The sequence below is a fragment of the Acidovorax sp. KPB24-07 genome (assembly GCF_057543315.1).
Genome location: NZ_BAAJYS010000094.1, coordinates 1 through 13096, shown reverse-complemented (window position 1 = coordinate 13096; position 13096 = coordinate 1). Strand labels below are relative to the sequence as shown.

The following is a 13096-nucleotide window of genomic DNA, read 5'->3' as shown; positions in this document are numbered from 1 at the left end:
TCTGATGGTGCACAGCCAGCGGGGAAGCAAGGACGCGCTGTTCGTGTACGAGCCAACGAGCTTTGTGCCGCTGGCCAGCATCCAAGGCACAGAGGAAGACCGGCACACCTACTGGTACCAGTGCGGCCAGATCGGGGCGCCGCTGGAACTGACGGATGCCCAAGGCAGTATCGCCTGGGCGGCGGATTACAAGGTGTGGGGAGAGGCCACGCTGCGGACCGTCGCGAGGACGGGGACGGATGACCGCCTTATCCAGCGTCGAATGGGGCATGGACAGGGAACGGACCAGAGCAACGGTGCTAGCGCCCGTTCATCCATCCTCCCGCCCATTGAGCAACCCTTCCGGTTCCAGGGGCAGCAGTTCGATGAAGAAACCGGGCTGCACTACAACCGGTTCCGATACTACGACCCGACTGTGGGGCGGTTTGCCAGTCAAGACCCAATTGGCCTAAAAGGAGACGCGAACTTTTATTTTTACGTTGTTAATCCATTTGGCGATATTGACGCCTATGGATTAATGCCTAAGAAAGCCCCCTCTAAAGTTGCACTACCAGATGGCGCGGGAGCAACACCGAGCGATATACAAAAAAGCAAGGTTGGAGGAGGAACTAGAACGGGACAACAGGAGTGCCGGGACAAACTTTTAGCGGCAGCTGGCGGGACCTTTAAATGTTGGCGATGCGGCCAGACCTCAACAAATCCCGCAGATATGCATCTAGGGCACAAAAATGTCCCAACATCAAAAGGTGGAAATTTAGCCGATGAGAATATTGCACTGGAAGGAGCCGCCTGCAATCTCAGCGCTGGAAATAGTGGTTATGCGAAAGATGGCATGTCATGTGTAGAGAGAGGTAGTTGTGGAGCCCCATATGGAAGATAATTTTTCAATTATTAAAATTCTTGCTGGCCATAATAAAAATGGCCCCGTTCACGAGGAATTACCTGCAGTACCATTAGACGACGGATCATATCGATTGCTGGCATCACCTGGATTGGCATTAGGACTGGCAAAAAATGATCTCATATCATTAAACAAAGAAGGTAAAGCTCGACTATTAAAGCATGGGGGCAATTTTTGCATACAGATTTATCTAGAAAATCCGGACGAAGAAAAAATCTCCAGAATAACGGAGTTAATTCATAGCAAACTTGCCGGTTCGATCGATGGAACAGGCGGGGGAGCGCTCGCATTTTCCATACCGATCAGCAATGGCTTCGAAAAAACAAATGATATTTTTTGATCAAGTGCGCTCAATCGCGGAATCCGAGTATTTTTATTCAAATATATACAAAAATCCAGAAAACCCAAATGATGACACATTGACGGACTGGGCAGACAAATTGGAGATATAAGTAGAGCAAGTTAGTGGAACGCAACAACTAAAGTTGTGTGACTCCACCTTAATGGGTCATCCGTCGCATGCTATGCATTAAATAGCAACCAAGCCAATCAGGACTAGGGCATCCGACCTATTAGACCAAGATTTCATTGGCTTATCTGGCGGGAATAATTTATTTCAATATGCACCCAATTCATTAATTTGGCTAGATCCTTAGAGGCTTACAAGATCTGGCCGCTGGGAAAAAGTCGGCTAGGGAAGGATTCAAATTGACCCACCTCACGTTGAAAGTAAAAATCACACATACCCATTGCCAGTGCCCTTCGAAAAAAATATGATTTTGATAAAGATGGATCACAAAGCCATGGATTAAGAGAAGACGTGCCTGATTTAACAAGAGGAAAAAAATATCAAAAGACAAAGGGTCTAATATCAGTGACTAAACTACCTCCGTTTAATGCAACTGCAACCGAAAAAGATCAGCAAGAACGCATTGAAATCGACGAAATTACGTTACATGCAACGCCTGAAGCCTTCCGCACCCTAGGAATATTTTTCTTAAATGCAGCACATGAAATGGATGTAAATGAATTAGAGCACATTCATTTGCAAGATAGCGTACAAAACTTCTCCTCAAAAAACCATTGCGACATAATTTTGGTGAATAGTAAAATTGTTAAAAATAATTAATTCAATTAATTAAAATTGACTCGACATTCATCAACTAAATTAAAGGACTGCAGTTCAAATCATAAATCTGCTTCAACCCACCGCAGATCATGAACAATATTTCAATTGATTCGGGAGAATGGTTTGTCAAACAATATTATTGATTTAGCAGTTTTACTTAGCCTGAAATGTTCTATTGATGCATTGCTCCCAAACATCCAAACTGTGGAAAAGAATAATATCATCAACAAAACAAGAGAGATTTTTAAATCCCAACAGAGAACAATTCAAGAAATATTGAGCCTACCTTTCGATGAGCAAATTTTTGAAAAGAAAATTAAGGAAAAAGTTTTTGAAAAACTCATTCCAACAACACAACAGAGTTTGAAAAGATATATTAGTAGGTTTGATAAAGGTTTTTTATCCTCGGCAGGGAAAATTTCCCAAACGAAAAAAATACAAAACAGCATAGAATCCATAAAGAATCCATCTGGAAATAATTCCGAGATTCATGAACTAACGGAGCTTCTACGGGAACTAGGGCAAAAAAAGATACAGCGCTCTTTTTCTATTAGTGATGGAATTACTGGAAGCGCGACCCAGCCGACAGACGAATGGGACGAAAATATAATATCCATTTACGATAAGGATTATGAACAACCATATATTGAAACATTAGCCATAAAACTCAAACCCTCATTCGAAGAGATCAATCTTCTATATGATTGGAAGCGTTCTATGCAGCCCATGGACTATGAAAAATTGAGAGATTTATTTAAAAAATCCATACCACTCTCAGACATAGAAGAATACATTCTTCCATATTAGTGCTTGCAGATTAAAGATTGAAAAACTCTTGGTCATTGGGCGTATGCCTTTAAGCACGCCAATTTCTGTGACCCACAGAAGCGACCAACAAAAGACTGCCAAGGTCGCATAAAAAGCCACAGTATTTCCATCGCGCAGCTGCCGCCGCACCAGGAGTCCGAACCATGAAGTCTTCTTCGAAGTACGTATTTCTCTGCGCATCGCTCACGCTGGCCTGGGCCGCTTCGGCACAGGCCTTGCCTGATTTGGTGGTGCCCAGCGTCGATTCGCCCAACCTCGACGGCGGTGTCATCACGGTGCAGGTCAAGAACCAGGGTGCAGGGCCCTCGGCTGCCTGCTACCTGGCGCTGCGCGTTGTGCCATTCGGCGGCAGCCTCAAGGTGTTCAGCCCAAAGATCCAGGCACTCCAGCCTGGCCAGCAGATCACCCTGTCAGTTCAAACAGGGTTCCTGCTGTCGCAAGCCCAATACGAGGCGATTGCGGACCGCTCCAACACGGTCCAGGAGACCAACGAGGCCAACAACCGCAACAAGGGCCAGTTCGGCGGAAAGCCCTGAGGCAAAGGAGTGAGTCTGGCCCGCCGGATGGACGACAGCAGGCCCAGCCGGACTGCATCACGGTGGCAGCCGGCTCCGTGTGCAGTCGTGCAGGCATCCATTGGCAGTGGTGCCACCCGCGTCGGCGGATGGCACCGCAAGAGGCGCCTGCACAGGTGCTTCACAGCCCAACCATTTCGCATTTGGCTGGAGCAGCTATCGGTGTCATGGTCAAGGCCAGGACTCCGCCCCGCGCCGGTCGGCGTGGCGCGGATCGCCCCATCAAGTGAAGTTCAACGACCGAACATTCGCGCTCGTTCTCACATCGTGGCGCACGCCCATCATTCCGTTCACGCCCCTCACGTCGCTGGCCGACTGTTCGTTGGCATTGATCAGGAAGCGCGCCTCCCGGTAGCCGGGGTCTTTGTGGATCGTGTCGATGTCGCGCTTCGCTTGTTTGGCACCTTCCTTGTCGCCCAATTTTTCGGACAGTTCGCGGTCCGCTTCCAGCAGGTTGCTGGCATCCACATGGCTGGGGCCCCATTCCCAGTACAGCTGCGAGGTGCCCGTCATATCGCGGTGTTGGCGCAAGTGGCCGGCGAATTCGCCCAGGATTTTCTTTTCGGTCTGCACGGCCTGGTCGCGGTCAGCGCTGTGCCGGGCGGGAAAGAACTTCTTGGCTTTGTCTTCCGCAAAGTTTTCGAGGTCGGCCGCCAGGTTCTGCACGAAGTCCTTGCTGGTGACCAGGGTCTGGGTGGCAAAGCTCGTGGGCAGTTCCTTTTCGTCGTACAGGATGCGGGTCGTGGTGCGCGTTTCGCCGTCCCTGAAGAAATCGGTGGACATCGATCCGATATTGGCAACCGCCAGCGATGTCATGCTGGTCACGGCGTCGGCCGCGACTTCGCCCGGGGCGGGTGTCGGGGCGGTGGCGCCCTCGATCAATCCGCTCAATGCGGCCAGAGCCCCGGTGGCGCTGGCTTTGAACGCTTTCGATTCGGACTCACGGATGACCTTGAGCGTGCCGGAGGTGTCTTTGTATTCGAGCGTCCCCACGCGCGTTTCGCCGGCCACGCCGGCTTGCGGCAGCCCCACCCGCAGGCTGCCGATGGTGGCACCCGCGCCGGCCGACGAGCTTCCTGTAAAGCGATGGTCTTTCTGCCGGACCTCGAAGGCACCGATGGAAATGGCATCGCCGAACTCCTGGTAGGCGCGCTTGACGAGAGAGGTTTTGTCTTCCGGGTTGCCGGGCTCGTGGTAGGGCCCCGCCTTGTCAGGCACACCGATCAGCAATTTGATGAGCCGCGCTTTTTGCTGGGCCAGGTCTCGGTCGCCGCCCACGCCGCCCGTCTTGTGGCGCGGAAATCCGAACACGGCGCCTTCTTGCTCCAGCAGCTCGAAGCTGTGGCCCACGTCACCGCCGATGGAGGCCGAAAAAGAGGCGGCCTCTTCCTGGCCGAGACGGAAGCCGAACGAAGCACCCGCCCCTTCCTGATTGCGGCGGACGGTCGATACGCTCATGCGCAATGAACTGCGGTCCGTGGACACGCCGGACTCGAAGGAAACGATGCGCGTGCGCCCGCCCCCTAAGTCGGCGCGAACCGACATGGTGGCGCCGGACAGGACGCCCGAGATGACTTCGCTCACGTTGCGGGTGGTGCCCTGCGTGTTGCCGGCATTGGCCAGCGAAAAGCCCGAGCCCAGTTCTTCGCCACGGATCATGGAGGCGAGGATTTCTGCAGTTTCAGCGCGGTTTTTGCCTTTGATGGGCGTATTGGCCGGAACGCGGACGTCTTTGTTCACCAGCCGGTCGAACGCGGTCGAGAACGACTTCCAGTCCGGCTGTCCGTCCTCGCGGTTGAAAGTCCGCATTTCCTGCACCGACTTGGCGTCGGTGGGGCCTCCTGCATCGCGGGCCCAGGCGAGCAGCCGGGCGGGCGTCAGCGGAACGTTCTGCTCGGCCAGGGCTGCCGTCAGCAGTTCCTGCACCTGCTCGGCGACCGCCACCTCCTGCGAAGCAGACTCGGGCAACTGGATGGCGGCGAGCACGGCCGTGCGCACCTGCGCAATCGCGCTCTCGGAAAGGTTGTCGCCCCGCGCAAGGCGCGGCAGCAGCAGCGCTTCCGTCTTGGCACGCTGAAGGATCTCAGATCGCACCATGTTGCGCAGCAGCGTGCCACCGGCGCCAGCGTCGTCCAGCAGCGCCTGACCATCCACCGCGTTTTGCGCGGTGGGCAAGCCCGCGTCTCCCGCACCGCCGCGGGCTTTAAGGGTGGACTCCAGCACGTCCACCATGTCTTTCATGGCGCGGCCTTCGTGAATGCCGCCGATGTGCGACAGCTCGAATCCCATGTTCTGGCCGCGCGAGGACACGATGGCGTCGTACCCGTAGAACGGGCTTTTGCCGTGGTGCAGCGTGCCGTAGCGCAGCGTGTCTGCAATGCGCTGAAAGCCGGTGCGCGATGCCATGGCACGGTTCAAATGCATGCCCATGGTTTTGGAGGCCCGCGATTCGACCTTCTGGAATTCGCTCTTGGTGCCGTCGGGATTGCGGGGCTTGTCGGTCAACATACCACCACGGACCATCTGCACCGCGTGACGGCATCCATGGACTTCCTGGATGGCGGGGTCGAGTTCGTCGCGCACGGCCAGCAGCGCTTTTTCGGCCAGAGTGAGCGAGGAGCCATTGGCAATCGGGGCACCCGCGCGGCCTGGCCAGCCATTCGGCGTGGCCCGAACGGCGTCGCCCAGTTTGCCGTGGGCAAACATGCTGCTCGGGTCCAAGGCCGGTGCGTTTCTGCCAGCGGCGCGTGCCACCTCGGCCGCAGCGCGCAGGTAAGCGAGCATCGGGCCGCGTTGCGCATCCGTCAGGGCGGGTGCGCCCTCGGCGGCGCCATCGGGCTTGGCGGTGACCTTGATCAGCAAGTCCATCCCCTTGCCACCTTTGAGGCCTTCGATTTTCGCCGCGAAGTTCCAGGCCAGTTGCACATCGGCCGTGATTTCCTCGGCGGGGCGCGGCGTGAGCAGGTCGCCCACCAGCCGGACCTGGGGCAACGCTTGCAGAATGCGTTGGGCCTGCGCCGGGTCTTTCTCGTTGTGGAGAGCCAGCGCCTTGATCAAGACGTTGGTCTCTTCTGACGACATTCCGGCGGCCTCTTTCAACTGCATGACGCTTGCCAGCAAGGCCGCTTTCTGGTCCGGCGGACCGTTGAATTGGCTCGTGATGATCCCATTGATCGTCGATTCCTTTTTCAGCCTCTGAAGCGCAGCGCCTTCCTGGGGCATCGTGCGGCCCACGCGCGGGGCGGCATTCTGCAGTGTCTTGGGCACCTTGGGCGGCTCGACGCCGTCCTGCCCGAGGAAGCTGCCCATCTTGGGCTTGGCCGACGACACCTTGCTCTGGAAAGGGTTCCAGACAGGCGATACCGTCGTGCTGGAGAAGCCAAAGCCGTGCTTGAACGCACCTTCCTTGAGGCCCTCGGTGACCTTCTTGAGCTTGGACAGCCCACTCTGGCGCCGCATGTCCTGGTCCGGCGTGGCTTGGACGACAGGCTCTTCGTTGGCGGAAGCCACGACGGAGTTCTGGCCGTCATGCACGCTGTTGCCGTCACCACCGCCACCGCCACCAGTGCCTCCTCCAGGCGGCACCACCGTACCCATGGTCGGATCGACAAACTGAAGGGATGAATCCTCATCGACGACTTCGATTTCATCATCGCCGCTGGTGAAAATGCGTTTGGGGTCGGTCTCGACCTTCGAATCAGGTCCCCCTCCGTCAGAGGATTTTTTTGTTTCCGTCTCTTCCTTGCCAAGCCCGTCGGAGAGGACATCGTTCTCTGCACCCGCCTTTTTTGGCAGGGGCTGCTTGCCCTTTGGATCGGTTTTTGAGCCTCCCGACGTTGTCGCGTCTCCCTGAAGATCCGATGCGCCCTTCGTGGGGTCTGAGGCTTCGTTTTCTTTCAATGCAAAAAGCTCTACCAACGAAGGGTTGCGATTCCTGCCGGAGTTGGAGGTCCCCCCGCTGAAGCCGCTTTCGCCGGCATTGCGAGAGGATTTGGGGATTGGTGGTGCCTCCGATTTTGCGGAAGGTTTCGGCGTTGGCGATGCCTCTGTCTTCGACGACTTGATGCCTACCGCCTTTTTCAGATTGCTGGCGATCTTCGCCTTGATCGATTTATGCTTTTTTTCCTGGCCCGGCAGTCTTGCATCGTTGGGTTCTCCCGATGCGTTGCTCCCCGACTGGCTTTCCCTGCGCGACAACGGCATTCCACCGGAGTCCAGGCGCTTGCTGGATCTGCGAGGCTCTCGGGTCTCCTGGGGTTCTCGCGGGTGTTGGCCCGCATCAACGTCCGAGGGCCGCACGCCGCATAAGTTGGGAAATCGCATCGCATCGCTCCAAAAAATCGTTGGCAGGGTGGTGCGTGCACGGCACCCACCACCCTCGGCCGTTTCCTACAAAACCATCAAACGGTGGCCGCTGCGGCCTTCAGGTCCTTCAGCGTCTGGGCCGTGACGGGGTCGCCACCGTTGTTGGTGACGCGGGTTTCTATGAAGTCCTTGGTCAGGACGTTCTTCTCGAAGTCGCGCACCTGCTTGCGCGATGCCACGAACACGCGGTCGTAGGTGCCGTTGAGCACGTCGTGCTTGGCTTTAGCGCTCATGCCCTGGAACAGGCCTTCGTCGTACATCTTCTTGGTGGCTTCCCAGGTGCCGGTTTCCTTGGGCGCCAGCGTGTCGGAGCCGAAGCAGATGCGCTCGCTGTGCTTCTCGATGAAGCCGCGCCAGGCGGTGAGCGACTGGTCGTCCTTGCCGATCTGCTTGGCCACTTCGCTCCACGAGATGTCCAGGTTCAGGTTGGGGCAGTCCGCCAGCAGCTTCTCCAGCGCGTCCAGATGGCCCTCGCCCTGCTGCACGAAACGGCCCAGGCCGCCGCCGTGCGCCCAGACGATCTTGGTGTCCTGCACCCGCGGATCGCTGAACATCTTGCGCAGGCCTTCCAGGTTGGCCGGCGGGCGCGGTTCGGAGGCCTTGCCCTTGCCCTTGCTGTTGAACTCCTCGATCTGATCGTGCAGGTTGTCGATGTCGCAGTGCAGCACCACGGGCGTGCCGATGACCCCGGCCACTTCCATCAGCTTCGTGAGCGGCTCCATGCGCGGAGTCTGGGTGCTGGCCTGCAACCGGCCACCCGCGAACATGTCTTCCACCAGTTCCTTGTGAACCGTGATTTCACCGATGCCGGTGAAGGTGCCCTTGGTCTTGTACAGCTCGTGCAGCAGGCGGTCGCTCACGCGCGGGTCGCCCAGGTGCAGGCCGGTGATCATGGGGTCCAGGCGGCTGCGCTGCGCCTCGCTCATGCCGGAATTCTTGATGGCCGTGGCCAGATCGGTGTTGACGGCCGTGTCCACGTACAGGATGGACGCATCGACGATCTCCTTGATCAGGCCCGGGTCCTTGCGGAAGTCGTCGATGTCCAGCTTGGGACGGCTGGCCAGTTCTTCGCTCGTGCGGCCGGCGAGCACGCGGTCTTCGATCTTCTTGGGCACGTAATAGAACTCGAGCGGGCCGCAATGGTGCGCGTGTTCGCCGCCGCCGATCTGTTCGGAGATTTCGTGGGGGTTGAGGGCCGTGGTCGCGCCATCGTCACCCGGCAGCTTGGCTTGCAGCAGCGAGGTGGGAATGGGCATCAACGTGGTGTTGCGCACGCCGATGTCATCCATCATCTTCAGCAACTGCTCGGGGTTCAAGCCGCGCTGCACGTAGTTGGTGGGGTGCATGTGGCTATCGCTGTGCGCATCCAGCCCGCTCGACATGACGAAGCCCGGCACATCGAAGTGGTTGCCGTCCATGAGCGCCTCACCCGTCTTCGCGCTGTGAATGACCGCGCTGGAGTGCCGCTTGGCCACCAGCGCGTCGGGGCGCACGCTGCCATCGCCGAAGCGCTTCGGCTGGGTGACCACCATGCTGCTGCTGCGGGGAGGCACGGACGCTGACTTGCCCGAGCCGGTGAAGACGGAACGCAAGCCATCCAGCACGGAACTGCCGCTGAACTTGGACGACTTTTGCGTGGACGAACCCGCACCATCGTTTTTGGATTCGGACGGCTTGAGCAGCGGCGTGGTCACGGAAGCGGAAGACGAAGGCGATTTGACAGTGGTCATATAGATCTTTCAGTGGTTAATAAATAATCTGTTGGACTTATTAATTCTTAACCTCTGCTGCTTTTGCCTTGCCCAGCACCCGAAAGAAGCGACGGCGATGCGAACATTTGCCTTGCCAGGCGGAACTCCTGACGCATTAATCGTATATATGCCAGACCAAAGAAAATGCCGCTATCTGGCCGACCAGATAACGGCATTTTTAGCATCTCTCAATATGCGAGGCCATTCGAAAATGGCGAGAGAAAAGGCACTTAGCGAAGAAATTCCAAGCTACTTGTCCGCTTCGAATTCATCATTTTCGGACACCATCGGGATATAGGCGCGCACCCATTCCTTATCGTTCGACACGATTTTCCAGCTGTGGCCTTCGCCCTGGGTGTCCTCGGCCAGCAAGACCGTGCCGGGGGCCAGGCGGAAGGTGGAGCCATCGCTCACGCGAAACTCCAGCGCGCCCTGCAGCGGCACCACGTATTGCCGGCGGGGCGCCGGCTGGGTGTTTTGCTCCCACGGCTCCACCGAGTTGCTCAGCCAGAACTGCTGGGTGGGGATCTTGTGCAACGCCGGCACCGTGCCGCGCACGAAAGCGGCGTGGTGGTCCGGGGTGGAGTACAGCTTGATGGCGGGAATGCGCGCCGCCTCCTCGCCCGCCCAAGCGCCGGCACCGGTGACGGCGCCTGCCATCACCGCCATGGCCAGGGCCTTGCGGGCGGCCGGCATGCATCGTTTCATCAGAGGTCTCATAAAACCTGTTTCATCCTTGTTCGTTCGAAAAAACCAACGGCACGCGCCCCCGCTTTGCGTGGCAAGTGCTGCGGGTGCGCAGCCACGAAAAAGGGCCGGTCCCGCGCAGCGGTGTGCACGCGGGGCCCGGCCCTGGCCGCCCACGGCCCGAAGGCCATGGGGGAAAGGTTTACTGCTTGACGGCTTCGATCTGCGCCACGATGCGCACGTTCTTGGGGAAGCCGTACTGCACGCCGTAATCGGCGCCGAACTGGGTGCGGTCGATGGTGGTTTCGAAGTCGCCGCCGCACACTTCACGCTTGAGCATGGGGCTTTGGTAGCAGGCGAACTGGTTGGCCTTGAAGGTCACGGGCTGGGTCTTGCCCTTGATGGTCAGGTCGCCGGCCACGGACACCAGCTTGTCGCCGTCGAACGTGAACTTGTCGCCCACGAACTTGGCCGTGGGGTACTTGGCGGCGTCGAAGATGTCGGCGCCTTGCAGGTGCTTGTCGAACGGTGCCACGCCCGTGTTGATCGAGGTGATGTCGATCGTCAGTTCCACCTTGCCGGTCTTGGCGGCCTTGTCCAGCTGCACGGTGCCTTCCTTCTTGTCGAAGCGGCCGCGGTTCACGCTGGCGCCGAAGTGGCTGATCTCGAACGTGGCGAAGGTGTGGGTCGGGTCCACGGCATACGTGGCGGTCTGGGCCTGCACGGCGCCGGCGGCCAGGGTTGCAGCCACGGCGGCGAGGGCGAAGAGGGATTTGCGCATGTCGATATCTCCGGGTTGAAAAAACAGAAACGGGAACAAGAAACCAGAAACGGGGTTCAGCGGGCGAACGCCGATGCTCAGAGCTTGCCCACGCCGGTCAGCGCGAGCTTGAACTTGACCTGCACGTCGTCGGCCACCATGGACGTATCGGCCCACTCGTTCTCGCCGATCTTGAAGGCCAGGCGCTTGATGGCGAAGGCACCGGTGGCCGTGGTGGTCGCGCCGCTCTGGGCCAGCGTGACGGGCACGGTGACGTCCTGCGTGGCGCCCTTGATGCTGAGCTTGCCGGCCACTTCGTATTTACCAGCGCCCACGGCCTTGATGGCGGTGGACTGGAACGTGGCCTGCGGGAACTTGGGCACGTTGAACCACGTGGCCTTGGGCAGTTCGGCGTCGGACTCCTTGACGCCCAGGGTGGCGCTGCCGGTATCGACGGTGAAGGCGATCTTGCTGGTGGCCAGCTTGGCCGGATCGAACGCGACCTGGGCATCAAACTTTTTGAACTTGCCTTCCACCGGCACGCCCATCTGCTTGCTCACGAAGGTGATCTCGCTTTGCTCGGGCACGAGCTTTTGCTGGGCCAATGCCGGTGCGGCCGCCAGCAGCGTGGTGGATGCCAGCGCGAGGCCAGCCAGCGTCATCGAATATTTCATGGACAGGACTCCGTCAGTCAACAACAAACCAAACATTCAGGAAGAACCGGCCGCGAGACCGGAAACCCCGGCGCCTGCACGGCCAGCGAAACGATCGATCAGCCCCGGCCCGGCAGCATGCGCGACAGCAGCCCGTCGCGGTCGATGACTTGGTGCTTGACCACGGCCGCCACGTGCAGCACGACCAGCGCCGCCAGGGCATAGGCGGTGATTTCATGCCAGGGCTTGATGGCCTCGGCCAGCTCGGGGCTCACGGGCACAAAGCTGGGCAGCGGCAGCACGCCCAGGAACACGATGGGAAAGCCGGCCGCCGAACTGTAGGCCCAGCCGACCAGCGGCACGATGAAAAAGAGCGCGTACATCAGGTGGTGCGTACCGTGGTGCGCGATGTGCTGCCAGCGGGGCATGGCCGCCTGCACGGCCGGCGGCAGCGCGGGGGGGCGGTGCGTGAGGCGCCAGATCAGCCGCAGGGTGGACAGCGCCAGGATCGTCACGCCGGCCCACTTGTGCCAGTTGTAGAGCTTCAGGCGCTGGGGCGAGAAAGGCAGGCCCGTCATGTACCACCCCACCGCGAAGATGCCGATGAGCGCCAGACCGAGGATCCAGTGCAGGGCGATGGCCGTGGCACCGTAGCGGAACGATCGTGGCAGAGGAGGTGTCATGGAGGGTGGTCTGGGTTTCGTGGGGTGGAATGCTGCGATGCAACACTCAGGCATGGCGCAGTGTAGATAGCCTTTTGTGCGCCAAGTTTCAATGGAATTGACGCAATGGTTCAAAAAATGTGAATGCTCAACCCACCTGGGCGACAGCGATGAAGGCGCCTGCAGGGAGCGGCGAGCACAGCAAGGGCTTGCAGCCCAGCCCGAAGACTACCCGCCCCATCGGGATCGGCCAAGCCCTCGACGAGGGGCCTGCGTGAAGGCCCTGGCCTGCTTGCCTTGGTCGGGCAAGCGGAAAACAGCGAGAAACGCGAACGCAGCGCGGATCCCTCGGCAAAAAATGGCCGCCGGCGCCGGGGCCTCCAGCGCGGGCAGCGATCCAAGCACGGGCCTTCCGGCGACGGATCGCGGGAAGGCCGTGTCGGGTGTCTGGCCCTAAGGCCACTCCCAGTCTGTCAGCGCCCCCGGTCTTCAGTCCTGGATGCGCGCGATGGCCGTGCCGGCCGCGTGGTAGCTGCCGGCCGCCGCGCTCAGCGCGATCGTGCCCGCGCGGTGCGCGGTGACCTGCATTTCCATCTTCATGGCTTCCATCACGGCGATCACGTCGCCCTTGGCCACGGTGTCGCCTTCGGCCACTTTCCAGGTCTGCAGCGTGCCGGCGATGGGGGCGCGACGGCATTGGGGTCCTGTTCCGCCTTGTCGCCGCCGCCCGCGCCCGGTGCAGCCGGGGCGCCGCCCGGCACGGACTGCAGGCCGCGCAGCAGCTC

Annotated in this window: 12 protein-coding genes; 5 read left to right on the top strand and 7 right to left on the bottom strand. The window is 59.0% G+C overall.

Annotation, left to right across the window (positions count from 1 at the left end):
* From AC27IQ_RS12115 to AC27IQ_RS12095, 5 genes are all read left to right on the top strand, one after another.
* Positions 1-880, top strand: an 880-nt coding sequence (locus AC27IQ_RS12115; protein ID WP_487089623.1) for an RHS repeat-associated core domain-containing protein, incomplete at its 5' end; no start/stop codon positions are given.
* Complete coding sequence (locus AC27IQ_RS12110) at positions 870-1241, top strand: DUF4265 domain-containing protein (RefSeq protein WP_487089622.1); 372 nt, start codon at positions 870-872, stop codon at positions 1239-1241. The genes AC27IQ_RS12115 and AC27IQ_RS12110, both read left to right, overlap by 11 nt.
* Before the next feature lie 480 nt (positions 1242-1721).
* Entirely contained in the window at positions 1722-2030 is a 309-nt protein-coding gene (locus tag AC27IQ_RS12105) for an Imm32 family immunity protein (protein WP_487089621.1), read from the top strand.
* A 123-nt stretch (positions 2031-2153) separates the two neighbouring features.
* Positions 2154-2837 carry a hypothetical protein gene (locus AC27IQ_RS12100; RefSeq protein WP_487089620.1) on the top strand — a complete coding sequence of 228 codons (684 nt, stop codon included), beginning with the start codon at positions 2154-2156 and terminating at the stop codon, positions 2835-2837.
* 164 nt (positions 2838-3001) lie between these two features.
* A complete protein-coding gene (locus AC27IQ_RS12095; RefSeq protein WP_487089619.1) occupies positions 3002-3394 on the top strand; it encodes a CARDB domain-containing protein in 393 nt (130 codons plus the stop codon).
* A 261-nt stretch (positions 3395-3655) separates the two neighbouring features.
* Here the strand turns inward: AC27IQ_RS12095 and AC27IQ_RS12090 are convergent, their stop codons facing one another.
* The 7 genes from AC27IQ_RS12090 to AC27IQ_RS12060 form a co-directional block, all read right to left on the bottom strand.
* Positions 3656-7636, bottom strand: coding sequence for a hypothetical protein (locus AC27IQ_RS12090; RefSeq protein ID WP_487089618.1), 3981 nt, complete (start codon positions 7634-7636; stop codon positions 3656-3658).
* A 197-nt stretch (positions 7637-7833) separates the two neighbouring features.
* Positions 7834-9528: an amidohydrolase family protein gene (locus AC27IQ_RS12085; RefSeq protein WP_487089617.1), complete on the bottom strand. Its 1695-nt coding sequence runs from the start codon at positions 9526-9528 to the stop codon at positions 7834-7836.
* 270 nt (positions 9529-9798) lie between these two features.
* Positions 9799-10245, bottom strand: coding sequence for a cupin domain-containing protein (locus tag AC27IQ_RS12080; protein WP_487089616.1), 447 nt, complete (start codon positions 10243-10245; stop codon positions 9799-9801).
* A 193-nt stretch (positions 10246-10438) separates the two neighbouring features.
* The gene (locus tag AC27IQ_RS12075) at positions 10439-11017 is read right to left on the bottom strand and encodes a YceI family protein (protein ID WP_272548770.1); all 579 of its coding nucleotides are present in this window, start codon (positions 11015-11017) and stop codon (positions 10439-10441) included.
* Between the two features lie 77 nt (positions 11018-11094).
* Positions 11095-11670: a YceI family protein gene (locus tag AC27IQ_RS12070; protein WP_487089615.1), complete on the bottom strand. Its 576-nt coding sequence runs from the start codon at positions 11668-11670 to the stop codon at positions 11095-11097.
* A 98-nt stretch (positions 11671-11768) separates the two neighbouring features.
* Entirely contained in the window at positions 11769-12332 is a 564-nt protein-coding gene (locus AC27IQ_RS12065; protein WP_487089614.1) for a cytochrome b, read from the bottom strand.
* Between the two features lie 468 nt (positions 12333-12800).
* A partial coding sequence (locus tag AC27IQ_RS12060; protein ID WP_487089613.1) for an acyl-CoA carboxylase biotin carboxyl carrier protein subunit occupies positions 12801-13096 on the bottom strand: 296 nt, incomplete at its 5' end.

Bases quoted from the DNA above. Each gene is read 5' to 3' on its own strand.
- AC27IQ_RS12065 (WP_487089614.1), bottom strand. From the start codon at position 12,332: ATGACACCTCCTCTGCCACGATCGTTCCGCTACGGTGCCACGGCCATC.
- AC27IQ_RS12090 (WP_487089618.1), bottom strand. From the start codon at position 7,636: ATGCCGTTGTCGCGCAGGGAAAGCCAGTCGGGGAGCAACGCATCGGGA.
- AC27IQ_RS12085 (WP_487089617.1), bottom strand. From the start codon at position 9,528: ATGACCACTGTCAAATCGCCTTCGTCTTCCGCTTCCGTGACCACGCCG.
- AC27IQ_RS12070 (WP_487089615.1), bottom strand. From the start codon at position 11,670: ATGAAATATTCGATGACGCTGGCTGGCCTCGCGCTGGCATCCACCACG.
- AC27IQ_RS12110 (WP_487089622.1), top strand. From the start codon at position 870: ATGGAAGATAATTTTTCAATTATTAAAATTCTTGCTGGCCATAATAAA.
- AC27IQ_RS12095 (WP_487089619.1), top strand. From the start codon at position 3,002: ATGAAGTCTTCTTCGAAGTACGTATTTCTCTGCGCATCGCTCACGCTG.
- AC27IQ_RS12075 (WP_272548770.1), bottom strand. From the start codon at position 11,017: ATGCGCAAATCCCTCTTCGCCCTCGCCGCCGTGGCTGCAACCCTGGCC.
- AC27IQ_RS12080 (WP_487089616.1), bottom strand. From the start codon at position 10,245: ATGCCGGCCGCCCGCAAGGCCCTGGCCATGGCGGTGATGGCAGGCGCC.